We start from the raw sequence: 21,908 nt of genomic DNA on the forward strand, positions 1-21,908 counted from the left end.
TGTCAGGTACGCTCCACGTGTTTGAGGGATTTCAGGACTCGTTCCAAATGCCATTGCAGGTACGCCGCCACCAGGCCCGCCGCTTCCTTGCGGTGCTGGGCCAACGATGCGTCCGCCGTCGTCCAGTCCCCGGTCAGCAGGGCAGCGAGCAGGCTGACGGTCTCGGGCGCCGGGGCCGGGGACCCGGGGGGCCGGCACTGGGCACACACCATGCCGCCAAGGGGTGCCGAAAATGCCGAATGCGGCCCCGGCGCGCCGCAGCGGGAACAATCAGTGAAGCTCGGCGCCCATCCGCCAGTGGACAACGCACGCAGGAGGTAGGAGTCCAGGATCAGGCCGGCAGCATGTTCATCCCGGCTCAACGCAGCCAGGGCACCCACGAGCAGGTTGTACTGCGCCGTGCCGGCCTCGCCGTCGACGTCCGTCAGCTTCTCCGCAGTCTCGGTCATGGCGGCGGCCACCGTGTACCGACCGTAGTCCGCTGCGATGCTGCCGCCGTAGGCACCCTTTGCCACCGCCTGGGTGACGATATCAAGGGTTCGCCCGGAAACCAGTTGCAGGTCAGCGACCATGAACGGTTCAAGCCGGGCACCGAACCGGCTGCTGGTGCGGCGTACGCCTTTGGCGACTGCCCGGACCTGGCCGTGGTGCTTCGTGAGGAGCGTGATAATCCGGTCTGCCTCGCCCAGCTTGTGGGTGCGGAGCACCACGGCGTCGTCCCGGTACGCCCGGGAGGCAAAAGACTGTTGGACCACGCTCTATCTTCCCATCCTGCCCGGCCGTAGGTCGCCAGGACGCGGTTGTGCCGCCGGCGGAACCGGCGGCACAAACCTCCCAGGTGTCAGGCCTGGGCGTCGCGGATGGCGCGGTTGACGGCCGAAATGACGGCCTTCAGCGACGACATGCTGGTATTGGCGTCGATGCCGACACCCCACAGGACCCGCTCCCCCACTGCGCACTCGACGTACGCGGCGGCCATGGCGTTGCCGCCTTCGGACAAGGCATGTTCGCTGTAGTCCAGCACCCGGACGTCCACGCCGTCGTCGTGCAGGATGCTCAGCAGCGCGGCGATCGGACCGTTGCCGGTACCGGTGCGCCGGACCTGCGCGCCATCAATGGTGAGCGAGGCGTGAAGCGTCATGCCGCCGTCGTCATCTGTTTCCGTCTTGACGGCACCCAGCGAGTAGCGGCCCCACTGCCCGTCCGCCTGGCCGGAGGGCAGGTACTCGTCCTGGAAGATCTGCCAGAGCTGGGCCCCGCTGACCTCCCCGCCGACAGTGTCGGTGCGCCGCTGGATGACGCCGGAGAACTCGATCTGGGCACGGCGCGGCAGGTCCAGGCTGTGCTCGTTCTTGAGCAGGTACGCAACGCCACCCTTGCCGGACTGGGAATTGACCCGGATCACGGCTTCGTAGCTGCGGCCCAGGTCCTTGGGATCCACCGGCAGGTACGGCACCTGCCAGGTGAAGTCGTCCACGGCCTTGCCGGCCGCAGCGGCATCGCGCTCCAGGGCTTCGAAACCCTTCTTGATGGCGTCCTGGTGGGAGCCGGAGAAGGCGGTGAACACCAGGTCGCCGCCGTAGGGGGACCGCTCCGGGACGGGCAGCTGGTTGCAGTACTCCACGGTCCGGCGGACGTCGTCAATATTGGAGAAATCGATCATGGGATCGATCCCCTGGACGAACAGGTTCAAGCCCAGCGTCACCAGGTCCACGTTGCCGGTCCGCTCGCCGTTGCCGAAGAGGCAGCCTTCGATGCGGTCGGCGCCGGCCATGTATCCCAGCTCCGCGGCGGCGACACCGGTGCCGCGGTCGTTGTGCGGGTGCAGGGACAGGATGATTCCCTCGCGCGGGTGCAGGTGGCGGCTCATCCACTCAATGGAGTCGGCGTAGACGTTGGGCGTCGCCATTTCCACCGTGGCGGGGAGGTTGATAATGACCTGGCGGTCGGCGGACGCCTCGAACACATCGGCGACGGCGTTGCAGACGCGGACGGCGTACTCAAGTTCCGTGCCGGTGAAAGACTCCGGCGAATACTCGTAGGTCACGTGCGTGTCAACGAGCGTTTCCTCATACTTTTTGCAGAGCCTTGCACCCTGCAGGGCGATGTCCAGGATTCCGTCCTCGTCCTGGTTGAACACCACACGGCGCTGCAGGACCGACGTGGAGTTGTACAGGTGCACGATGGCCTGCTTGGCGCCCACCAGGGACTCGTAGGTCCGCTCGATCAGGTGCTCGCGGGCCTGGGTCAGGACCTGGATGGTGACATCGTCAGGAATATGGTTTCCCTCAATGAGCTGGCGGACAAAGTCGAAGTCCGTCTGCGACGCGGACGGGAAACCGACCTCGATTTCCTTGTAGCCCATGCGGACCAACAGGTCGAACATCTTCATCTTGCGCGCCGGGCTCATGGGATCGATCAGGGCCTGGTTGCCGTCGCGCAGGTCCACCGCGCACCAGCGCGGGGCTTTGGTGATGACCTTGTCCGGCCAGGTGCGGTCCGGCAGTTCGACCTTGATCTGGTCCTGGAACGGGGTGTACCGGTGGGCAGGCATTCCGGAGGGCTTTTGTGCGTTACGCATGATGTTCGTGGCCTTTTCTATCGATCTTCAGTGAAAGGGTGGCCGGGCAACACAAACTCCGCAGCGAGGGTGGGCCGTGCGCTAGATAGCGTCTGTGGCCTCGCCGCGGCAGCTAAGGAGAAGGAGCTCTGCACGCACACTTTGAGCGTAACACGGGTGCGTAAGATGAAAGGGCACTACCGTCCGTAAAGTCCAGCATGCAGACGCCTCCGTGTTCGCCCGGCAGCGGCGTCGCAGCAAAAAGGAGTTTCAGTGCCCATTTCGGGGATCGATCTGTCCACCATTGATCACACAGTCCGGCCGCAGGATGACCTGTACCAACATGTGAACGGCGCCTGGTTGAAAGCCACCGAGATTCCCGACGACCGGCCCCTGGAAGGTACGTTCACTGCCCTCCGTGACGGGTCCGAGATCGCCGTCCGGGACATTATCGAGGAAGCGGCGGCCAAGGGCGCGGATGCCACGGGGATCGAACGGAAGATCGGCGACCTCTACAACAGCTTCATGGACGAGGCAACTGTTGAGGGCAAAGGCCTGGAACCCATCCGGGCCCGGCTGGCCGAAGTCTTCGCCACCGCGTCAGTCGAAGAGCTCATGGCGCTGGCAGGCCGGCTCTTCCGCGCCGACGTCGGCGGCCTCTTCTACATCTACCCGGCACCGGACGCGGGTAATCCGGACCGGGTCCTGCTCTACACCGGCCAGGGCGGCCTGGGCCTGCCCGACGAGTCCTACTACCGCGAAGAGAAGTTCGCTCCCATTGTCTCGGCATACACCGGACACGTTGGGAAGATGTTCGAACTGGCCGGCGTGGCTGATCCGAATGGTGCGGCGGACCGGGTGGTCCAGCTGGAAACGAAACTCGCCGCCCACCACTGGGACAACGTCACCCTGCGGGATCCGCAGAAGACCTACAACCTGAAAACGGCAGATGAAGCCACTGCGCTCTTCCCGCTTTTGGGTACCTGGTTTGAGGCAGCCGGGATTGAGCCGGCCAAACGGGCCGAAATCGTGGTGAGCACGCCTGACTTCTTTTCGGGGGCCACCGCGCTCCTGGACGAAGTGCCGCTTTCCACGTGGCAGGAATGGCTGGCGATGCGCGTCGTCAGCGCCGCCGCACCCTACTTGTCCTCGCCTTTCGTGGACGCCAACTTCGCGTTCTACGGCACCACGCTCAGCGGCACCCCGCGGAACAAGGACCGTTGGAAGCGGGGGGTCGCGGTGGTCGAATCCGGTCTGGGCGAGGCCGTGGGCCAGATTTATGTGGCACGGCATTTCCCCGAAACCCACAAGGCCCGGATGCAGACCCTGGTGGCAAACCTGACCGAGGCCTACCGCCGGAGCATCAACGATGTCGCCTGGATGGGTGAGGACACCAAGGCGGAGGCCCTCCGCAAGCTTTCGGCCTTCCGTGCCAAGATCGGCTTCCCGGACGAGTGGATCGACTACTCAGCCGTCGAAATCAAGCCCGATGACCTGCTGGGCAACGTGGAGCGCGCCCACAACGCCGATGTGGACCGGCACCTGGATGAAGTGGGCAAACCCGTGGACCGCAACAAGTGGCTGATGACGCCGCAGACGGTCAACGCCTACTACCACCCGATGATGAACGAAATTGTGTTCCCGGCAGCCATCCTGCAGCCGCCCTTCTTCACGGCCGACGCCGACGACGCCGTCAACTATGGCGGCATTGGTGCGGTGATCGGGCACGAGATTGGCCACGGTTTCGATGACCAGGGTTCCCAGTTCGACGGCGGCGGGGCGCTCCGCAACTGGTGGACGGACGAGGACCGCCAAGCATTCGAGGCCCTGACGGCCCGGCTCGTGGCGCAGTATGACGCCCTGTCCCCCACCGCGGCACCTGGCCACCACGTCAACGGCAGGCTCACGCTGGGCGAGAACATCGGCGACCTGGCGGGGCTCACCATCGCCTACAAGGCTTACCTGATCAGCCTGGACGGTAAGGAACCCGAGGTCCTGGACGGCTTCACCGGGCAACAGCGCTTCTTCGCCTCCTGGGCCGCGGGCTGGCGCCAGGTCATCCGCCAGGAGGAAGCCGTCCGTCGCCTGGCCACGGACCCGCATTCCCCGAACGAATTCCGCACCAACGCGATCGCCAAGAACCTTGACGCATTCCATGAGGCGTTCGACGTGACGGAGGCTGATGGCATGTGGATGCCCGCCGCTGACCGCGTCAGCATCTGGTAGCGGCCGCGCGGGATTCCGGGCAAACAGCAGGCCCCGTCGGTACCGGCGGGGCCTGCTGTTCGTCTGCGGGCGCCTTCGCCTGCTCCGGGCAAAGCGCTGCCTGCTACTGCCGGACGATCAGTGCAGGGTTGGCCTGCTGGCAGACCTTGTCCCCTGCGGTCTGGTTGACGATGTCAGACGGCAGCGCGGGCGCGCCGGAACCGAAGGCAGTGCCGGTGGTGAAGTCACTGCCCACGTACACCTGGACGCCCTGGATGGCCGGCAGCGGAATTACCTGTTCGGCTGGAATGCCCAGCAGGGCGGCGACGTCGGTGGCCACGTCGGCGAAGTTGGGGCCGTAGTAAACGGCCGTCTTGGCCACCGGCTGCGCCTGGAACTGCGACGTTGCGGCGAAGCCGCCGCTGACCAGGGCCTGCACAAGTTCCTGCGCCCTGCCGGGGACGCCACTGCCATTGGCAACGGTGACGGGCTGGATCGCCTTGTTGTACGGGGGTACCGGCGCCGCTGTCTCCGTCGGCGAGGGCGTTGGCGTGGCAGACTCGCCAGGGGCCGGTGCTGTGGTGGTGGGTGCCGTCGGGTCGGTCAGGTCGACGTTCTTCCGGAGCGCGGAGAAAAGCTGGGCGCCCGCAGGTTCGGCGATCACCAGGCGGTTGGGGTCGGTGGGTGCCGGCGTGGTGGGCACGGCCACGAACGCAACCTTGCCGATGTCGATGTTCTTCAACCGGTTGCCGATGGTGAGGAGGGCCGGAACGGAGGCCAGGCCATCGTCCACTGTCAGGTTCTGGGTGACGACGTCAGCGATCTTGAGCATCCTGGCGGGGTCGGACAGCGTCCCCTCGTCCTTGATCTTGCGGGTCAGCGACGACAGGAACCCCTGCTGGGCCTTGATCCGGCCCAGATCGCCGCCGTCGGCGAACGCGTGCCGGGTCCGGAGGTAGGAAAGGGCCATCTCGCCCTGGACGGACGATGTCCCGGCGGGGAGGCGAAGCCCCGAGTCGGGGTCGAAGACGGCGTCGCTGATGCATACCTCCACGCCACCGACGGCGTTGGAGAGTTCCTTGACGGCGTTGAAGTCGGCCATCATAAAGTGGTCCACCTGCATGCCGGTGAGTTTGTTGACGGTATCCACGGCACATCCGATGCCGGCCTCACCCATGGCCTCATTGATCATCACGCCACTGCGGGCAGGGTAGACCTTTTTGGTCTTCTGGTCGGTGCACTGCGGGATGTCGACCAGGAGGTCACGCGGGAAGCTGATGACGTTGACGCGCTTGTTGTCCTCGGAAATGTCCATCAGCATCATCACGTCCGACTTGCCATAGCCGGTGGAATCGTCAGCGGACCCGTACTGGGAGTTCTTCCCGTCCCGGGTGTCCGAGCCGAGAATCAGGATCTGCATCCGGCCTGTGGCATCATTGGCAGGCGATTCGGTACTGCCACCGCCGGCGTTCAGTGGGGCCTTGGAAATGTTGCCCTGCAGCCGGAAGAACCAGAAGCCGGCAAAAGCGATCCCGCCCACCAGGACTGCGGCCACCACGCCGGTGAGGATCTTCAGCCAGAGGGGCATGGTGCGCAGCGGCCCCAGGTGGCGCGCCGCCCCTGCGGCACCGCCGTCCGCGTGCCGGGATACCGGTCCCGGTCCGGCTGAGAGGTCAGCCTCGTTGTCGCGTTCGTCGCGGCCTCGACCCACGTGGTGAACCTTCCTCTTAGTACAAAGTCCGGTCCATTTTAGTGGTCCAGTCTGGAGATGCGGCAGGACGGCTTCATTGGGCGCCCTGTGAGCTGCTCAGAAACCCAGTTTGACCAGTTGCTTCGGGTCGCGCTGCCAGTCCTTGGCTACCTTGACATGGAGGTCGAGGTAGATGCGGGTTCCCAGGAGCGCTTCGATACCCTTTCGGGCGTTGGTGCCCACTTCACGCAATCGGCTGCCGCCCTTGCCGATAATGATGGCCTTCTGCGACGGCCGTTCCACGTAAAGGTTGACCCGGACGTCCAACAGCGGGTTGTCATCGGGACGGTCTTCCCGGGGGACGATCTCCTCGACGACGACAGCCAGGGAGTGTGGAAGCTCATCCCGGACGCCTTCCAGCGCCGCCTCGCGGATCAGTTCGGCCACCATGACGGCCTCGGGCTCGTCCGTGAGCTCACCGTCCGGGTACAGCGGAGGCGACGGCGGCATGTGGCTGATCAGCACGTCGGCCACGGTTTCCACCTGGAAACCGTCAGCGGCTGAGACGGGCACGATGTCTTTCCAGCCGTCCTCCCCCATCACCTCGCGGCCCAGGGCCGCAACGGCGAGGAGCTGCTCAGTCAGAGCCTGCTTGTCCACCAGGTCAGCCTTGGTGACGATGGCGATGACGGGTTTGCGCCCGACGGCGGCAAGCTGTGTGGCGATGAACTTGTCACCGGGTCCGATCTTCTCGTTGGCCGGCAGGCAGAATCCGATGGCGTCAACTTCGGACAGGGTGTCGGCGACGAGGTCGTTGAGGCGCTTGCCCAGCAGCGTGCGTGGCCGGTGCAGTCCAGGGGTGTCCACAAGGATCAGCTGGGCGTCTTCACGGTGGACGATGCCCCTGATGGTGTGCCGCGTGGTCTGCGGTTTGGCCGAGGTGATGGCCACCTTCTTGCCCACCAGCGCGTTGGTCAGGGTGGACTTGCCGGCGTTCGGCCTGCCGACGAGGATCGAAAACCCTGCGCGGAAGCCGCCGAAATCGTCCGGCGCCGCGTCCTTATTTTTCTTGCTCACGTGGAACTCCCTGCTGGGTTGTTTCGGCCTCTTCCAGGAGGCCTTCAAAGTCAGTCTCTACTCTTGGTACGGGCGCCGCAATGATGTGGCTGACCCTGTTGCGCCGGCCTTCCAGCCGCTCAGCGCGAAGGGACACTCCCTGTACTTCCACGCTGCTGCCCACGATCGGGACCCGGCCAAGTGCCTTGGCCAGCAAGCCACCGACGGTGTCCACCTCGTCGTCGTCGAGCTCCAGGTCGAAAAGTTCGCCGAGATCGTCGATGCCCATCCTGGCGCTGACCCGGTAGGAGCCGTCACCCAGCGCCACAGCCTCGGCACTTTCGGTGTCGTATTCGTCCACGATCTCGCCGACGATTTCCTCGATCAGGTCTTCCAGCGTGACCAGGCCTGCGGTACCGCCGTACTCGTCGATCACGATTGCCACGTGGGTGGATTCCTTCTGCAATTCGCGCAGGAGGTCACTGACGGGTTTGGACTCGGGCACGTAGCGCACTTCCCGGGCCAACGCCTCAACGACGGGTGGCTCCTCACCGGTTTCCAGCTGGTGGATGACCGCGGCAACGTCCTTGAGGTAGATGATGCCCAGGATGTGGTCGGTGTTTTCGCTGATCACCGGGATCCGTGAATATCCGGAGCGGAGGAACAGTGACATCGCCTGGTGAAGGCTGGAACCGGCGTCGATGCTGACGATGTCGGTCCGCGGCACCATCACGGCCCTGACCAGGGTGTCGCCGAAGTCGAAGACCGACTGGATCATCTCCGCCTCGGTGTCCTCGATCATGTCCGATTCACTGGCCCGGTCCAAGAGCTCACGGAATTCCTGCTCACTGAAGAATGCGTCGTCCCCGCCCGGGGCTCCCGGGGCAGCGGAACTGCCGAGGGCCACGAGCCAGCCGGGAATGGGGCCCAGCACACTGGTGAGGAAACGGACCATCGGGGCGGTGAACCGCACCACGGTCGTGGAGTGCAGTCTCCCGAGCTGTCGGGGTGAGACACCTACGATCACGAACCCGAGAACGGCCATGATGCCGGTGGCTACGAGGCCTGCCAGCCAGACGTTGTCCAGGAGGCTGGCCGCCAGGACGGCCACTGCCACGGCCGAGGCCATCTCGAACCAGACACGCCAGAACCGGAGGGCCCGGGTATGTGCCACCGGCTCCGCGAGGATGCGGCGCATGGCCGTGCCGCGGCTTTTGTGCAGTGCCGCTTCCGCGTCGTGCCGGGGAAGGAAACTGAAGGCGGCTTCGGCCGCTGTCAGCAGGGCCGCGACGGCAAGGAAGACCAGTGCCACCGCGACGAGGAGCAGTTGCGTCACTGGGTCGTCTCGGCGGGTGCTTCTTTGCCGGTGAATCCGGTCAGGAGTTCGCGCTGCAGGCCGAACATCTCCGCTTTTTCCTCCGGTTCCGCATGGTCGTAGCCCAGCAGGTGGAGGATTCCGTGGGTGGTCAGGAGCAGCATTTCGTCCTGCAGCGAGTGGCCGGCGTTCCTGGCCTGGACCTTCGCCACCTGCGGGCAAATTGCGATATCGCCCAGCATGCCCTGGGGCGTGGGCCGACCCGGGGTTCCGGGCGTGAGTTCGTCCATGGGGACCGAGAGCACATCCGTGGCGCCGGGTTCGTCCATCAGTTCAATGTGCAGCTTTTCCATGGCCGGTTCGTCCACCAGGAGGATGGACAGCTCGGCCTGGGGATGGATGTAGAGCTGTTCAAAGATGTACCGCGATAATGCAACGAGTTCGGCTTCTTCGACGTGGACGCCGGACTCGTTGTTCACCTCGATGCTCACGCGTGTTCCCCCCGCTTTTCCCTGTTGACTGAGTGCTTGACGCGGTTCCGCTGGGCTTCGTCCCAGACGCTGTAGGCGTTGACGATGTCGCCGACCAAGCGGTGACGGACCACGTCCGCGGCGTCAAGGACGGAGAAGTTCACGTCCTCGATGCCCTGCAGAATTTCCTCCACGATCCGCAGCCCCGAACGCGTTCCAAACGGCAGGTCCACCTGGGTGACGTCTCCGGTGACCACCATCTTGGAGCCGAACCCGAGACGGGTGAGGAACATCTTCATCTGTTCCGGCGTGGTGTTCTGCGCCTCGTCGAGGATGATGAAGGCGTCGTTGAGTGTCCGGCCGCGCATGTAAGCCAGTGGTGCCACCTCGATGGTCCCGGCGGCCATCAGCCGAGGGATGGACTCGGGATCCATCATGTCGTGCAACGCATCGTAAAGCGGCCGAAGGTACGGGTCGATCTTGTCGCTCAGCGTTCCGGGCAGGAAGCCAAGGCGCTCCCCTGCCTCAACCGCAGGGCGGGTGAGGATGATGCGGCTGACCTCTTTTTGCTGCAGGGCCTGGACGGCTTTGGCCATCGCCAGGTAGGTCTTGCCGGTGCCCGCGGGCCCGATCCCGAAAATCACCGTATTGGCGTCGATCGCGTCGACGTAGTTCTTCTGGTTCAGCGTTTTGGGCCGGATGGTCCTGCCGCGGCTGGAGAGGATGTCATGGGTGAGGACGTCCACCGGGTTCTGCAGTGACTGGGTGCGCAGGAGCGCCACGAGCTGCTGCAGCACAGCAGGGGTGATCACCGTGCCGCGGGCCACGAGGCCACGGACCTCCTGGAGGAGCCGCATGATCCGGGGGACGTCGCTGGCCGGTCCGCTGATGGAGAGCTCGTTGCCGCGCACGTGGAAGTTGACGTCCGGGAACTGGACTTCGATGAACCGCAACGCCTCATCGTGGCTGCCAAGTGATTGAACCATCTGGTCCGAGTTCTCAAACAGGACAACTTCGGTCCTGGTGCCCGGCAGTGAGTGGGGAAACTCCCCCGGGCTGCCGTCGCCTATGTTGAGCCGGCGCTTACCATTCGCTGATTCAGTCATGGTGCTGGCCCGCAGGCCTGTGGTCCCCTCGAAGTTCTTCAATCCAATTTTCCGTGCCGGAAAGGGGCGCCCGTTGCACGGTGCTCCTTGCCCAGCGATCCCATCATCTTACGCCAGCAGCAGGCGTCTGCGGCCACGGCCGGCTGCTGCCCATCACACAGGCACGGCCGTTTGGTATCAACTTCATATCGGCCTCATATCGTTCCCGTTGCAGTTGGGGCGTGAGGGCCACAGAACCGCTGCTGGGCTGCACCGCTGTGCAATGCTGGAAATCCAGCAACTGCTGGGACTCCAGGCCGCCAGGGGATCGGCCCGCCACGCCACGAAAGGACAAGGGCAGGACAGTGCCGGATACCTCTGTGCCCAAAAGGGCAGGCCGAACGATGGGCCCCTTGCGCCCGGCGGTCCTGGCAGGCGTCCTGGTGCTCGTTCCCATACTGGCCGGCTGCACCGCTGAGGGCGGCCCATCGCCCACCGGCACCCTCGCCTCTGTCCCGGCGTCCGGCGGGACCATGCCGGACGCACCGTCCACCAGCGCTCCGCTGGAGACCACCCAATCCTCCAACAAGGCGCCCGTGTACTGGATCGGCCGCAGCGGCGGCAACATTTTCCTGTACCGCGAATTCCGCGACGTCCCGGAGCAAGACAACCCGGTAACGCGTGCGTTGCGGGCCATGATGTCGGAGAAGCCGCTCGACCCCGATTTCTTCACGCCATGGCAGAATCCGGATAAGTTGGCCACCTCGATTTCAGGCAAAGACGTCATCACGGTGGACGTTTCGGCCGACGCGTTCAACAGCAACCTCGACGCCGACATGGCTGCCCGCGCCATCCAGCAACTGATTTATACGGCCACCGCGGCGGCCGCCAGTTCGGGGCTGATCGACACCAGCCAGCAGGTCCGGGTCCGGATCCTCGTGGACGGGCACACCGACTACGTCGCTTTCGGGAAGGTCCAGCTGGGCGCCCTGATGACCCGTGCTGCCGGCCTGGTGGCGCCGGTCTGGATCATTGATCCGCAGGAAAATACCGAAGTCCCGGCAGGAACCGTGAAGATCACGGGCCGCAGCACGTCGCCGGGAGCCAAGCTCCACTGGCAAATCCTGCAGGTTGCGGACAACGGTGGCGGCAAGACGCCTTTCCTGAGCGGCGAAACGACGGCGGCCGCGGAGCAGGGCCAGGCGGGGGTCTTCACACTGGCCCTTAACCTGCCGGCCGGTGACTATGAACTCCACGTGGCGCAGGCCGGATCCGGTGGAGAACCGGACCGGAACGAGGACACCCGGTCCTTTAGGGTGCGGTAGCCCAGCGTCCCAGGATATCGCTGGCCAGCACGACGGCGGCCGGGCCTGCAGTGGAGGACCGCAGGACGTGGTGCCCCAGCAGGGCCGTCACCGCGCCGTTGTCACAGAGCTTCGTCACCTCGCGGGGACTGATGCCGCCTTCGGGGCCAACAATCAGCAGGATCTCGCGGGGCCCGGTGCCCGCGCTCCCCTGCCATCCTTCCAGGACGGTGCGCAGGGGCCTGACAGCGTCTTCGTGCAAGATCACGGCCAGGTCCGCGGCGGCCACGGCGTTGCAGAGCCCGGACGTTTCAACGGCGTCCCGGACCTCGGGAATCCAGGCGCGGCGGGCCTGCTTGGCGGCAGCGGCAACCGCCGACCGCCACTTGGCATGGGCCTTGGCGGCCCGGTCCCCCTTCCAGCGGACGATGGACCGTTCCGACTGCCAGGGTATGACGGCATCGATGCCCAGTTCCGTTGCCGTCTCAATGGCCAGTTCGTCCCTGTCGCCCTTGGCCAGCGCTTGCGCCAGCACCAGCCGGACCTCGGGCCTGTCTTCGGCCACCACGGTCCCGCACTCCACTTCCAGTGCGGAGGACGACGCTGATGCCACCTTGCCGGTCATGCGCGCGCCGGCGCCGTCCACGATGTCCACGGCCTCCCCCGGCGACAAGCGCTTCACGGTGACTGCGTGCCGGGCTTCAGGGCCTTCCAGGACAAAGACCTGGCCGGGCGCCAGGCCGTCCAGCGAGCCGGGGCTGGCAAAGAATACGGGGTTGCTCACCGCTACAGGTTACCGAGCCGGTCCCGGAGCTTGGCGAACATCCCGCCGCTGGCAGCGAGCTTACCCTCGGTGATCTGTTCCCCACGGAGCTTGGCCAGCTGGCGCAGCAGGTCCTCTTGCGCGGCGTCGAGTTTGGCGGGAGTGTCCACTTGGAGGTGGACCTTCAGGTCTCCGCGCCCGTAGCCCCTCAGGTGGGTGACGCCCAGACCGCGGAGGGTAATGACCTCGCCGGACTGGGTGCCGGGCTTGACGTCGATCTCCTGGCTGCCGTCGAAGGTTTCCAGGCTGACGTCCGTGCCGAGGGCAGCCGCTGTCATGGGGATGTGCAAAGTGGCGTGCAGGTCATCGCCTTCGCGGACATAGGTGGCGTCGTTGTTGACCCGGATCTCCACGTAGAGGTCGCCTGCGGGGCCACCGGCGGGGCCGGCTTCGCCTTGCCCGGAGAGCTGGATGCGGGTTCCGGTGGCAACACCGGCAGGGACCTTGATGGTCAGTGAGCGGCGGCTGCGGATGCGGCCCTGGCCGCTGCATTCGTTGCAGGGATCCTTGATGACCGTGCCGAAGCCTTCGCAGGTGCCGCAGGGGGCCGCCGTCATGACCTGGCCAAGAATGGAGCGGACAGCACGCTGGACCTGGCCGCTGCCGCCGCAGATATCGCAGCGCTCGGGGTGCGTGCCGGGACGGCAGCACGATCCGTCGCAGGTGGGGCAGACGACGGCGGTGTCCACTTCGAGCTTCTTGTTGACGCCAAAGACGGCGTCGCGGAGGTCGATCCGGACGCTGATGAGCGCGTCCTGGCCCCTGCGCACCCGGGACGCCGGACCGGACGTGCCGCCGGCGCCGAAGAAGGTGTCGAAGATGTCCTGGAACGCGAACCCTTGGCCCGCGTAGCCCGCACCGCCGAAGCCGTTGTCCGTTCCGTTCTCATTGCCGGTGGTGTCGTAGATGCGGCGCTTCTGGGGGTCGGAGAGGACCTCGTAGGCGTGAGTGACTGCCTTGAAGCGTTCCGACGCGTCCGCCCCGGGGTTTACGTCCGGGTGGAGGGTGCGGGCCAGTTTGCGGTAGGCCTTTTTGATTTCTTCGCCCGTAGCTTCGGGGGAGACTCCAAGGACGTCATAGTGGCTGCTCAAAGTTCGTATCTCTTCCTTGTTGTACTGCGTGCCGTTGGGCCCGGTGTCCGGTCCCGTTGCCGGACGTGGTCCGGCAACGGAGGATCAGGGCCCCAAAATCCTGGAAAGGTAGCGGGCCACGGCCCTGACGGCGGCCATGGTGGTGGGGTAGTCCATCCGTGTCGGGCCAAGGATCCCTACCTTCGCGGCGCTGTCAGGGCCGTAGCCTGTGGCCACCACCGATGCCTCCGCGAGGCCGTCGTAAGGGTTCTCCCGTCCGATGCTGACGGCCACGCCGCGGTGGTCCTGTGCCATTTCGCTCAGCAGCCGCAGCATCACCACCTGCTCCTCGAGTGCTTCGAGCACCGGGCCGATGCTGAGTGGAAAGTCTACGTTGGACCGGGCCAGGTTGGCCGTTCCGGCCATGACCATCCGGTCTTCCCGGCTGCTCTGGGCCAAAACCTCCAGCCCAAGCGCGAGTGCGTGCGCGGCCTGGCGCTGAGGGTGCGGCGCGGCGGCGACGACGGCGGGCAAGGCCTGCGCGAGGTGGCTCAGCGACGTGCCGCCCAAGGCCCCGAGGAACCGGGTCCGCAACTCCGCCAGCGCCTCGTCACCGAGGTCCTGGCCGACGTCGATCACGCGCTGCTCGACTTTGCCGCTGTTGGCAATCAGCACCACGAGTACTTTGCGCGGTGCCAGCAGCACGAATTCGATGTGGCGGACCAGGGCCCTGCTCAAGTGCGGGTACTGGACCACTGCCACCTGGTTGGTCAGCTGGGACAGGAGGCGGACCGTGCGGTCCAGGACGTCGTCGAGGTCGTCCGCTCCTTCCAGGAGTGATTGGATGGCCCGCCGCTCTGCGGCCGACAGTGGCTTGACCGCCGAGATCTGGTCCACGAACAGGCGGTAGCCCTTGTCCGTGGGTATCCGCCCTGCGCTGGTGTGCGGCGCGGTGATCAGGCCCTCATCCTCCAGCGCCGCCATGTCGTTGCGGATCGTGGCGCTGGACACACCGAGATGATGGCGCTCCACCAGCGCCTTTGAGCCGACCGGCTCGCGGGAGTGGACGTAGTCCTCCACGATCGCCCGCAGCACTTCCAGTTTGCGTGGCTCGCTCACTCTCCACCTCCATCCACGGTCCGGGGCGCGTGCCCCGTCCGGTGCCGCCCAGGGGTTAGCACTCGACATGCCTCAGTGCTAACAGTCTATTATGCCTCGGCCCGTTGTTAGCATTGGTACCGCTCCGGGCGAAACTCCGGGGGTGAGGACCTAATGCGAGGCGGATCGAATCCATGGACTACCAGAACTGGGGCCCCCGCGGGATTTCCGCCCCTGCCCGGACCGAACTGCCGGAGGTTCCCGTGGAGCGCGGCATGGTGCTTGAGGAAGTCCAGTCCGGCTGGGTTGGGGCTGTCACCCGGGTGGAGAAGTCCGGCGGAATGCACGTGGTTGCCCTCGAGGACCGGCGCGGAAAATCGCGGTCCTTCCGGCTGGGCTTCGGCTTCCTCCTGGAAGGACAGCCGATCCGCCTGATGCCGCCGGCGCCCGCCCGCGCTGGGGCCGGTCCCGCCGCAGGGCGGACCGCGTCCGGGTCGGTTCGGGTGGCAGGGCAGCGCGCCCAGGTCGCAAAGGCGAGCCGCATCTGGGTGGAAGGCAAGCATGACGCTGAACTGGTGGAGAAGGTGTGGGGAGACGACCTTCGGGTGGAAGGCATCGTCGTCGAACCCCTGCACGGCATCGACGACCTCACGGCCGCCGTGGCGGACTTCAGGCCGGGACCTGGGCGCCGCCTTGGGGTCCTCGTGGACCACCTGGTGCCCGATTCAAAGGAATCGCGCATCGCCGAGGCTGTGATGGCCTCCCCTGGTGCCGCCGGAAATGTCCTGATCGTCGGCCACCCCTACGTGGACGTGTGGCAGGCCATCCGCCCCGCGGTGCTGGGCATCCAGCAATGGCCGGCGATTCCCCGCGGCCAGGACTGGAAGACCGGCATCCTGAAGGCCTTTGGCTGGCCGCACTCCACCAAGGAAGATATCGGGCTGGGGTGGCAAAAGCTCCTCGGCGCCGTCCGCACGTACGCCGACCTGGAACCGTCGCTGCTGGGGCGGGTTGAGGAAGTGATCGACTTCCTCACCGTGCCCTGAAAGCCGCTCCCGCCCCGCGACCCAGTATTCTGGATACTGCGATGCCTTGCTTTTCACAGCATGGCACCGAGTCCTTATTAGTCGTCAGCACCACTTGCACCCCAGAAGGAAAACAGACTGTGGCAGAAAACGCACGTGATCACAGGGATGGCCAAGGCCGTTCCGAGTACCATGGCGTCCCCGCCAATGCGCTGCCGCTCACGGCCAGCGAAGACCGCCAATGGGCCACGCTGGCCCACTTCGGCGGGATCCTGGGGTGCATTCCGTCCCTGCTGATCTACCTGATCTTCCGGGACCGCGGACCGTTCACCGCGCAGGAGTCGAAGGAAGCGCTGAACTTCAGCCTGCCGCCCACCATCGCCGCGGTCCTGGCCAACATCCTGGTGTTCATTCCCTACGTGGGCAACATCTTCGCCGTGATCGCCACGCTGATCTGGGTGGCGCTGACCTGCTTCTCGGTGGCCGCAGGGATCCACGTCAACCGGGGCCAGCCGCACCGCTACCCGTACAACCTGCGCTGGATCAAATAGTCCCCAGCGGCTCCCAGCCCTCGCAAGCTCAGGCCGGGGCCCTCGCCGCTGTGGGCCCACCCAGCGGCTCCCAGCGCAATCAAGCCCCCGCAAGCCCGGCCGGGTTCGTGCTGCGGTTAGTCGGGCAGGATCCTGCGGACCACGGCGTCCGCCAGGAGCCGGCCCTTTAGGGTGAGGACCAGCCGTCCGTGGAACGCCGCGGCCGGTTCCACCAGTTCGTCCGCGATCAGGCCCGCCACCTCATGGCGGCCCAAGGTGCTGAGCGTCGAGACGTCGAGCCCTGACTGAAGCCGCGCCTCAAGCATCACCCGCTCCAGTCGCCTGGTGTCCGAATCCAGGGTTTCGCGGCCCGCAGCCGGCGAATAGCCCTGCGCGAGCCGGTTGGCGTAGGCCACAGGGTGCTTGACGTTCCACCAGCGCACGCCGCCCACGTGTGAGTGTGCGCCAGGCCCTATCCCCCACCAGTCGTCGCCCCGCCAGTAGGCCAGGTTGTGCCGGCAGGCCTGGTCCGGGGTCCGGGCCCAATTGCTGACCTCGTACCAGCCCAGCCCGGCTTCGGTGATCAGCTGGTCTGCGAGCTCGTACTTGTCGGCGTGGTCGTCGTCGTCGATTCCCGGGACCTCGCCGCGCCGCATCTGTGCGGCGAGCTTGGTGCCCTCCTCGACGATCAGCGCATAGGCGCTGATGTGATCGGGCTCGTAGGACAAGGCTGTTTCGAGCGAGTACCGCCAGTCGGCAAGGGATTCACCGGGCGTGCCGTATATCAGGTCCAGGCTGACGGCAAGTCCCGCCTCCCGGGCCCACCGGACCACCTGCGGAACCCGGCTCGGGGTGTGGGTGCGGTCCAGGACCTTCAAGACGTGCGGGACAGCGGATTGCATGCCGAACGACACCCGGGTGAAACCGGCTTCCTTGAGGATGGCCAGGGATTCGGGCGTGACGGAGTCGGGATTGGCCTCCGTGGTGACTTCCGCGTCCTCTTCGATTCCCCACTGGTCGATGGCGGCACGAAGAATCATGGCGAGGTCGCCGGCCGGCAGGAGCGTAGGCGTGCCACCGCCGAAGAAAACGGTGCTGAGCTTGCGTGCCGGGACGCCTGAACGCTGCAGTACCCGCGCGGCCAGCCCCACTTCCGAGACGGCCGTGCCCGCATAGGCATCCTGGGAAGCTCCGCCGCCGAGTTCCGTGGCCGTGTACGTGTTGAAGTCGCAGTACCCGCAGCGCACGGCACAGAACGGGATGTGGACGTACAAGCCGAAAGCCCGGGCCGCCGCACCGTCCGCTGCCTGAGCAGGCAGCAGGCCGTCCGACGGCGCCGGGTCGCCAAGGGGAAGAACGCTGGGCATCAGCGGGTCCCCCGCTGCGCGGTGGTCACTTCTTCTTGGCCTTGTCCTTTGAATCGTCAGTGGTGAGGGCGGCGATGAACGCTTCCTGCGGAACTTCCACCGTGCCCACCATCTTCATGCGCTTCTTGCCTTCTTTTTGCTTTTCCAGCAGCTTGCGCTTACGGGAGATGTCGCCGCCGTAGCACTTGGCCAGGACGTCCTTGCGGATGGCGCGGATGCTTTCACGGGCGATGATCCTGGAGCCGATGGCCGCCTGGATGGGCACCTCGAACTGCTGCCGCGGGATGAGTTCGCGCAGCTTGCCGGTCATCATCACGCCGTACGCGTACGCCTTGTCCCTGTGCGTGATGGCACTGAACGCGTCCACCTGTTCGCCCTGGAGCATGATGTCGACCTTGACCAGGTCGGCTGCCTGGTCACCGTCGGCCTTCCAGTCCAGGGACCCGTAGCCGCGGGTCTTGGACTTCAGGATGTCGAAGAAGTCGAACACGATCTCGGCCAGCGGGAGGCGGTACCTGATCTCCACCCGGTCCTCGGACAGGTAGTCCATCCCGCCCAGCACGCCGCGGCGGGCCTGGCAGAGTTCCATGATGGCGCCGACGAACTCGTTGGGGGCCAGGATGGTGGCGGACACCATGGGTTCGCGCACCTCCGCTACCTTGCCTGTGGGGTACTCGCTGGGGTTGGTCACCTGGACCACCTTCTTGTCCTCCAGGGTGACCTCGTACTCAACGTTCGGTGCGGTGGAGATGAGTGCCAGGTTGTATTCGCGTTCCAGGCGTTCGCGGGTGATCTCAAGGTGGAGCAGGCCGAGGAATCCGACACGGAAACCGAAACCAAGGGCTGCGGAGGTTTCCGGTTCGTACACCAGGGCTGCGTCGTTGAGCATGAGTTTCTCAAGGGCGTCGCGGAGTACCGGATAGTCGGCCCCGTCCAGCGGATACAGGCCGGAGAACACCATGGGCTTGGCGTCGGCGTAGCCGGGCAGTGACTTTGCGGCCGGCTTGGCCAGGTTGGTGACGGTGTCGCCCACCTTGGACTGGCGCACGTCCTTAACGCCGGTGATGAGGTAACCCACTTCACCGACGCCGAGGCCCTTTGACGGCGTGGGTTCCGGGGAGCTGACCCCGATTTCCAGCAGCTCGTGCGATGCCCTGGTGGACATCATCTGGATGCGCTCACGGGGGTGGAGCATGCCGTCCACGACGCGGACGTAGGTGACGACGCCACGGTAGGTGTCATAGACGGAATCGAAGATCATGGCACGGGCCGGTGCATCCGGGTCGCCCGTCGGGGCGGGGAGGTCGCGGACAATCTTGTCCAAGAGCGCCTCCACACCGACGCCGGTCTTGCCGGACACGCGCAGGACGTCCTCCGGATCGCCGCCGATGAGGTTGGCGAGTTCGGCTGCGTATTTCTCCGGCTGCGCTGCCGGAAGGTCGATCTTGTTCAGCACCGGGATGATGGTGAGGTTGTTCTCCATGGCCAGGTACAGGTTTGCCAGTGTCTGCGCCTCGATACCCTGCGCTGCGTCCACCAGGAGGATTGCCCCCTCGCAGGCGGCCAGCGATCTGGAGACCTCATAGGTGAAGTCCACGTGGCCGGGCGTATCGATCATGTTCAGTGCGTAGCTGACCCCGTCCACTTCCCATGGCATGCGCACGGCCTGGGACTTGATGGTGATGCCCCGCTCACGCTCGATGTCCATCCGGTCCAGGTACTGGGCCTTCATGTCGCGCGCCTGGACAACCCCGGTGGACTGCAGCATCCGGTCAGCCAGCGTGGACTTGCCGTGGTCAATATGCGCGATGATGCAAAAGTTCCGAATAATGGCCGGATCTGTCGCGGCGGGCACCGGTGCGGTGCGGGCCATGGGAGACACGCAGGGTCCTTACTGTTGGCATTGTTCGCAGCCAGCCGGCAGGCAACCCCGAAGGTGCCGGGCGGTATGGCCGCAGATCTTGAACTCCCAGTGTCCCACGTCCCGGGCCGCGGCACCGCATCCTGCCGCGCCACAGTGGGGGCGTTCCGCCGGCCGCGCAGGGCGATAGGGTTTCAGCATGGCTATCGACCTCCGCTCCGTGGCTAACGCCGTCCGCCGCGGCCTGCGCATGCTGCAGTTGCGAGGCCCCGTCGAGGGTGCTCCCAAGTCCGCCTATCCGGGTGACTTCACCGGCCGGTCTGCCGTGCGGTATGCACCCCGGCCCGACGGCGATCCGGACCCCGGTGAGGTGGTGTGGACCTGGGTCCCTTACGAGGAGGACCACAGCAGGGGCAAGGACCGCCCCGTGCTGCTGGTGGGACATCATGGGACATATCTCCTCGGACTGATGATGACCAGCAGGGACCGGGTGGCGCCGGGTACGGCCTCCGACCTCTACGTGGACCTGGGCTCCGGCGCCTGGGACAAGCAGGGCAGGGCCAGCGAGGTCCGGCTGGACCGGGTCCTGCAGATCAGGCCGGACAGCGTCCGGCGGGAGGGCGCCGTCCTGGATAAGGCGCGTTTTGAGAAAGTTGCCTCCGGGCTGCGCCGGCGGCACGGTTGGACATAGGCACCGGAAATGGCCAGTCCCGTCCCTGACCTGCTATTCTTTATTGCTGTGTGTCCGTGCAGGTCGACGGTCACTGATGGTTGGCCGCCATAGGTATCCCCACGCCGCTCAGTCAAGGCCAGCCGGAAAGCCCTCTAGACCATTTCCGCATTACAAAGAGAGTTCACACGTGGCGAATATCAAGTCCCAGAAGAAGCGCATCCTGACCAACGAGAAGGCACGCCTGCGCAACAACGCAGTCAAGTCTGAGCTGAAGACGGCCATCCGCGCCGTCAACACCGCCGTTGAGTCCGCTGACAAGGAAGCTGCTACTACTGCGCTCGTTTCTGCCAGCCGTAAGCTGGACAAGGCTGTCAGCAAGGGTGTTCTGCACAAGAACAACGCAGCGAACCGCAAGTCGGCGATCTCCAAGAAGGTCAACGCACTCTAAGGTTTCCAGTTCCCGCGAACTGATGGTGTGGCCGGTACCGGAAGGTGCCGGCCACACGCGTTTAAGCGGCGGCCTGCCAGGCAGCGGGCACAGTGGTACGCAGCCGACCCTGGACGCCGGCAGCAGGATGCCCCGGGCGCCTCGCCGGCAGTCGCGTCTGCCGGCGTTACCTGCCCTGGACCGACATGGCGATCACCGTCACGGCATGTTCGACGGCGTAAACCGGGTCCCGTGACAGGCCCTTCACTTGGGCATCAGCCTCTGCCGTGGCCTGGATGGAGCGCACCAGGCCCTCGGGGGTCCAGCGGCGGACGTCCCGCTGGGCTTGTTCAACCAGCCACGGCTGCATTCCGAGTTCCGCCGCAATCTGGGCGGACGATCCTGATGCGCCGGCCACCCGCGCCACCGTCCGCAGCTTTGCGGCGAGGGCGGCAACCAGGGGTACCGGATCCGCGCCCGTGGCGAGGGCGTGGCGGAGGGTGGACAGCGCCAGCGGCGCGTTTCCCGCCATGGCGGCGTCCGCCACCTTGAAGGCCGTGGCTTCGATGCGCCCTCCGTAGTACCGGTCCACAGTCTCGGACGTGACGGTAGTGGTGGCGTCAGCGATCAGCTGGCTGCAGGCGGCAGCGAGTTCGGACAGGTCTGCACCCACGGCGTTCACCAGGGCCTGGACGGCGTCCTGGTTGATTCGGCGTCCCGCTGCCTTGAATTCCGCGGTGACGAAAGAGATTTTGTCAGCGTCCTTCTTCAAGGGCTGGCAGTCAACGACTGGCCAGCCGCCCTTCTTGACGGCGTCGAGCAGCTTTTTTCCGCGGGCGCCGCCGGCGTGTCGAAGCACGACGACGGCATCCGGCTCGGGGTGCTGCACGTAAGCCAGCGCGTCGGCCAGGAAGGCTTCGTTCATGGCTTCCACAGATTCGACTTCAATGAGTTTGCTCTCGCCGAACAGCGAGGGGCTGACCTGCATGGTCAGGGCCCCCGGCTCATAACCGGCGGCGTTAATGCGGCTGAGTTCGACGTCCGGCGCCGCCACCCGGACTTGCGCCCGGACCCTGTCCATGGCCCGGATGCCAAGGTATTCCTCCGGCCCGGTGACCAGCACGATCTGCGCCGGGGTCACGTCCCGCCAGGAGGCAGCGTTGGACGCCGGAGAGCGGGTTTCACGCTTTTGCGCAGCGGCCATCGAAGGTCCCTTCCGGAGGTTTTAGTGCAGTATCCCAGCCTGCCATGTCCGCGCCCGGGCTCCAAGCTGCCGGTTCTGAGGCGGCGGGTGGAGACGACCAGCGGCCCTCCCCGGAACCCCGGACAGGGCCGATGGTGTGACTGGC

General features: G+C 65.8%; 19 protein-coding genes. 6 read left to right on the forward strand and 13 right to left on the reverse strand.

Features of this window, described 5'->3' with window-relative positions; all coding sequences use genetic code 11:
* Positions 1-2: 2 nt before the first annotated feature.
* Both recO and leuA read right to left on the reverse strand, forming a co-directional pair.
* Positions 3-755 (reverse strand): DNA repair protein RecO, encoded by a 753-nt coding sequence (gene recO / locus AC4EEV_RS01340; protein ID WP_285246128.1) that lies wholly within the window; start codon positions 753-755, stop codon positions 3-5.
* A gap of 86 nt (positions 756-841) precedes the next feature.
* Positions 842-2,581, reverse strand: coding sequence for a 2-isopropylmalate synthase (gene leuA, locus AC4EEV_RS01345; protein WP_018761384.1), 1,740 nt, complete (start codon positions 2,579-2,581; stop codon positions 842-844).
* Between the two features lie 252 nt (positions 2,582-2,833).
* On the opposite strand from leuA, the gene AC4EEV_RS01350 reads away from it, so the two are divergent.
* A complete protein-coding gene (locus tag AC4EEV_RS01350) occupies positions 2,834-4,786 on the forward strand; it encodes a M13 family metallopeptidase (RefSeq protein ID WP_491329977.1) in 1,953 nt (650 codons plus the stop codon).
* 103 nt (positions 4,787-4,889) lie between these two features.
* Here AC4EEV_RS01350 and AC4EEV_RS01355 read toward each other — a convergent pair whose 3' ends face one another.
* From AC4EEV_RS01355 to AC4EEV_RS01375, 5 genes are all read right to left on the reverse strand, one after another.
* Entirely contained in the window at positions 4,890-6,476 is a 1,587-nt protein-coding gene (locus AC4EEV_RS01355; RefSeq protein WP_133831577.1) for an LCP family protein, read from the reverse strand.
* Positions 6,477-6,572: 96 nt separating this feature from the next.
* The gene (gene era / locus AC4EEV_RS01360) at positions 6,573-7,532 is read right to left on the reverse strand and encodes a GTPase Era (protein ID WP_018761387.1); all 960 of its coding nucleotides are present in this window, start codon (positions 7,530-7,532) and stop codon (positions 6,573-6,575) included.
* Complete coding sequence (locus tag AC4EEV_RS01365) at positions 7,516-8,847, reverse strand: hemolysin family protein (protein ID WP_491329978.1); 1,332 nt, start codon at positions 8,845-8,847, stop codon at positions 7,516-7,518. Before AC4EEV_RS01365 ends, era begins: the two co-directional genes overlap by 17 nt.
* Positions 8,844-9,317 carry an rRNA maturation RNase YbeY gene (gene ybeY, locus AC4EEV_RS01370; RefSeq protein WP_285318052.1) on the reverse strand — a complete coding sequence of 158 codons (474 nt, stop codon included), beginning with the start codon at positions 9,315-9,317 and terminating at the stop codon, positions 8,844-8,846. Before ybeY ends, AC4EEV_RS01365 begins: the two co-directional genes overlap by 4 nt.
* Positions 9,314-10,402: a PhoH family protein gene (locus AC4EEV_RS01375; protein WP_491329979.1), complete on the reverse strand. Its 1,089-nt coding sequence runs from the start codon at positions 10,400-10,402 to the stop codon at positions 9,314-9,316. The genes ybeY and AC4EEV_RS01375 overlap by 4 nt, the downstream gene beginning before the upstream one ends.
* A gap of 383 nt (positions 10,403-10,785) precedes the next feature.
* On the opposite strand from AC4EEV_RS01375, the gene AC4EEV_RS01380 reads away from it, so the two are divergent.
* The gene (locus AC4EEV_RS01380; RefSeq protein WP_285318050.1) at positions 10,786-11,706 is read left to right on the forward strand and encodes a GerMN domain-containing protein; all 921 of its coding nucleotides are present in this window, start codon (positions 10,786-10,788) and stop codon (positions 11,704-11,706) included.
* Here the strand turns inward: AC4EEV_RS01380 and AC4EEV_RS01385 are convergent.
* The 3 genes from AC4EEV_RS01385 to hrcA all read right to left on the reverse strand — a co-directional run bounded on the left by AC4EEV_RS01385 (position 11,693) and on the right by hrcA (position 14,697).
* Positions 11,693-12,469, reverse strand: a complete 777-nt coding sequence (locus tag AC4EEV_RS01385; protein WP_491329980.1) for a 16S rRNA (uracil(1498)-N(3))-methyltransferase — start codon at positions 12,467-12,469, stop codon at positions 11,693-11,695. The two genes, AC4EEV_RS01380 and AC4EEV_RS01385, sit on opposite strands and share 14 nt — an antisense overlap.
* A gap of 2 nt (positions 12,470-12,471) precedes the next feature.
* On the reverse strand, positions 12,472-13,599 hold the full coding sequence (gene dnaJ / locus AC4EEV_RS01390) for a molecular chaperone DnaJ (protein ID WP_109044564.1): 1,128 nt from the start codon (positions 13,597-13,599) through the stop codon (positions 12,472-12,474).
* 84 nt (positions 13,600-13,683) lie between these two features.
* Positions 13,684-14,697: a heat-inducible transcriptional repressor HrcA gene (gene hrcA, locus AC4EEV_RS01395; protein ID WP_109044563.1), complete on the reverse strand. Its 1,014-nt coding sequence runs from the start codon at positions 14,695-14,697 to the stop codon at positions 13,684-13,686.
* A gap of 173 nt (positions 14,698-14,870) precedes the next feature.
* On the opposite strand from hrcA, the gene AC4EEV_RS01400 reads away from it, so the two are divergent.
* Together AC4EEV_RS01400 and AC4EEV_RS01405 are read left to right on the forward strand one after the other, a co-directional pair.
* Entirely contained in the window at positions 14,871-15,722 is an 852-nt protein-coding gene (locus AC4EEV_RS01400) for a DUF3097 domain-containing protein (protein WP_018761395.1), read from the forward strand.
* A gap of 119 nt (positions 15,723-15,841) precedes the next feature.
* A complete protein-coding gene (locus AC4EEV_RS01405) occupies positions 15,842-16,252 on the forward strand; it encodes a DUF4870 domain-containing protein (protein WP_018761396.1) in 411 nt (136 codons plus the stop codon).
* A 116-nt stretch (positions 16,253-16,368) separates the two neighbouring features.
* On the opposite strand, the gene hemW is transcribed toward AC4EEV_RS01405, so the two are convergent.
* Together hemW and lepA are read right to left on the reverse strand one after the other, a co-directional pair.
* On the reverse strand, positions 16,369-17,598 hold the full coding sequence (gene hemW / locus AC4EEV_RS01410; RefSeq protein ID WP_018761397.1) for a radical SAM family heme chaperone HemW: 1,230 nt from the start codon (positions 17,596-17,598) through the stop codon (positions 16,369-16,371).
* 25 nt (positions 17,599-17,623) lie between these two features.
* Complete coding sequence (gene lepA, locus AC4EEV_RS01415) at positions 17,624-19,480, reverse strand: translation elongation factor 4 (protein WP_026264477.1); 1,857 nt, start codon at positions 19,478-19,480, stop codon at positions 17,624-17,626.
* 178 nt (positions 19,481-19,658) lie between these two features.
* On the opposite strand from lepA, the gene AC4EEV_RS01420 reads away from it, so the two are divergent.
* Together AC4EEV_RS01420 and rpsT are read left to right on the forward strand one after the other, a co-directional pair.
* A complete protein-coding gene (locus AC4EEV_RS01420) occupies positions 19,659-20,150 on the forward strand; it encodes a type II toxin-antitoxin system PemK/MazF family toxin (RefSeq protein WP_018761399.1) in 492 nt (163 codons plus the stop codon).
* Between the two features lie 169 nt (positions 20,151-20,319).
* Entirely contained in the window at positions 20,320-20,580 is a 261-nt protein-coding gene (gene rpsT / locus AC4EEV_RS01425) for a 30S ribosomal protein S20 (RefSeq protein WP_018761400.1), read from the forward strand.
* Positions 20,581-20,746: 166 nt separating this feature from the next.
* Here the strand turns inward: rpsT and holA are convergent, their stop codons facing one another.
* Positions 20,747-21,763, reverse strand: coding sequence for a DNA polymerase III subunit delta (holA, locus tag AC4EEV_RS01430; protein ID WP_491329981.1), 1,017 nt, complete (start codon positions 21,761-21,763; stop codon positions 20,747-20,749).
* Between the last annotated feature and the right edge of the window lie 145 nt (positions 21,764-21,908).

It is taken from the genome of Pseudarthrobacter sp. MOO14, from assembly GCF_058267675.1.

Coding starts and splice junctions, on each gene's coding strand:
- hemW (WP_018761397.1), bottom strand. CDS start 17,598: ATGCCCAGCGTTCTTCCCCTTGGCGACCCGGCGCCGTCGGACGGCCTG.
- leuA (WP_018761384.1), bottom strand. CDS start 2,581: ATGCGTAACGCACAAAAGCCCTCCGGAATGCCTGCCCACCGGTACACC.
- AC4EEV_RS01400 (WP_018761395.1), top strand. CDS start 14,871: ATGGACTACCAGAACTGGGGCCCCCGCGGGATTTCCGCCCCTGCCCGG.
- AC4EEV_RS01380 (WP_285318050.1), top strand. CDS start 10,786: ATGGGCCCCTTGCGCCCGGCGGTCCTGGCAGGCGTCCTGGTGCTCGTT.
- holA (WP_491329981.1), bottom strand. CDS start 21,763: ATGGCCGCTGCGCAAAAGCGTGAAACCCGCTCTCCGGCGTCCAACGCT.
- AC4EEV_RS01375 (WP_491329979.1), bottom strand. CDS start 10,402: ATGACTGAATCAGCGAATGGTAAGCGCCGGCTCAACATAGGCGACGGC.
- AC4EEV_RS01420 (WP_018761399.1), top strand. CDS start 19,659: ATGGCTATCGACCTCCGCTCCGTGGCTAACGCCGTCCGCCGCGGCCTG.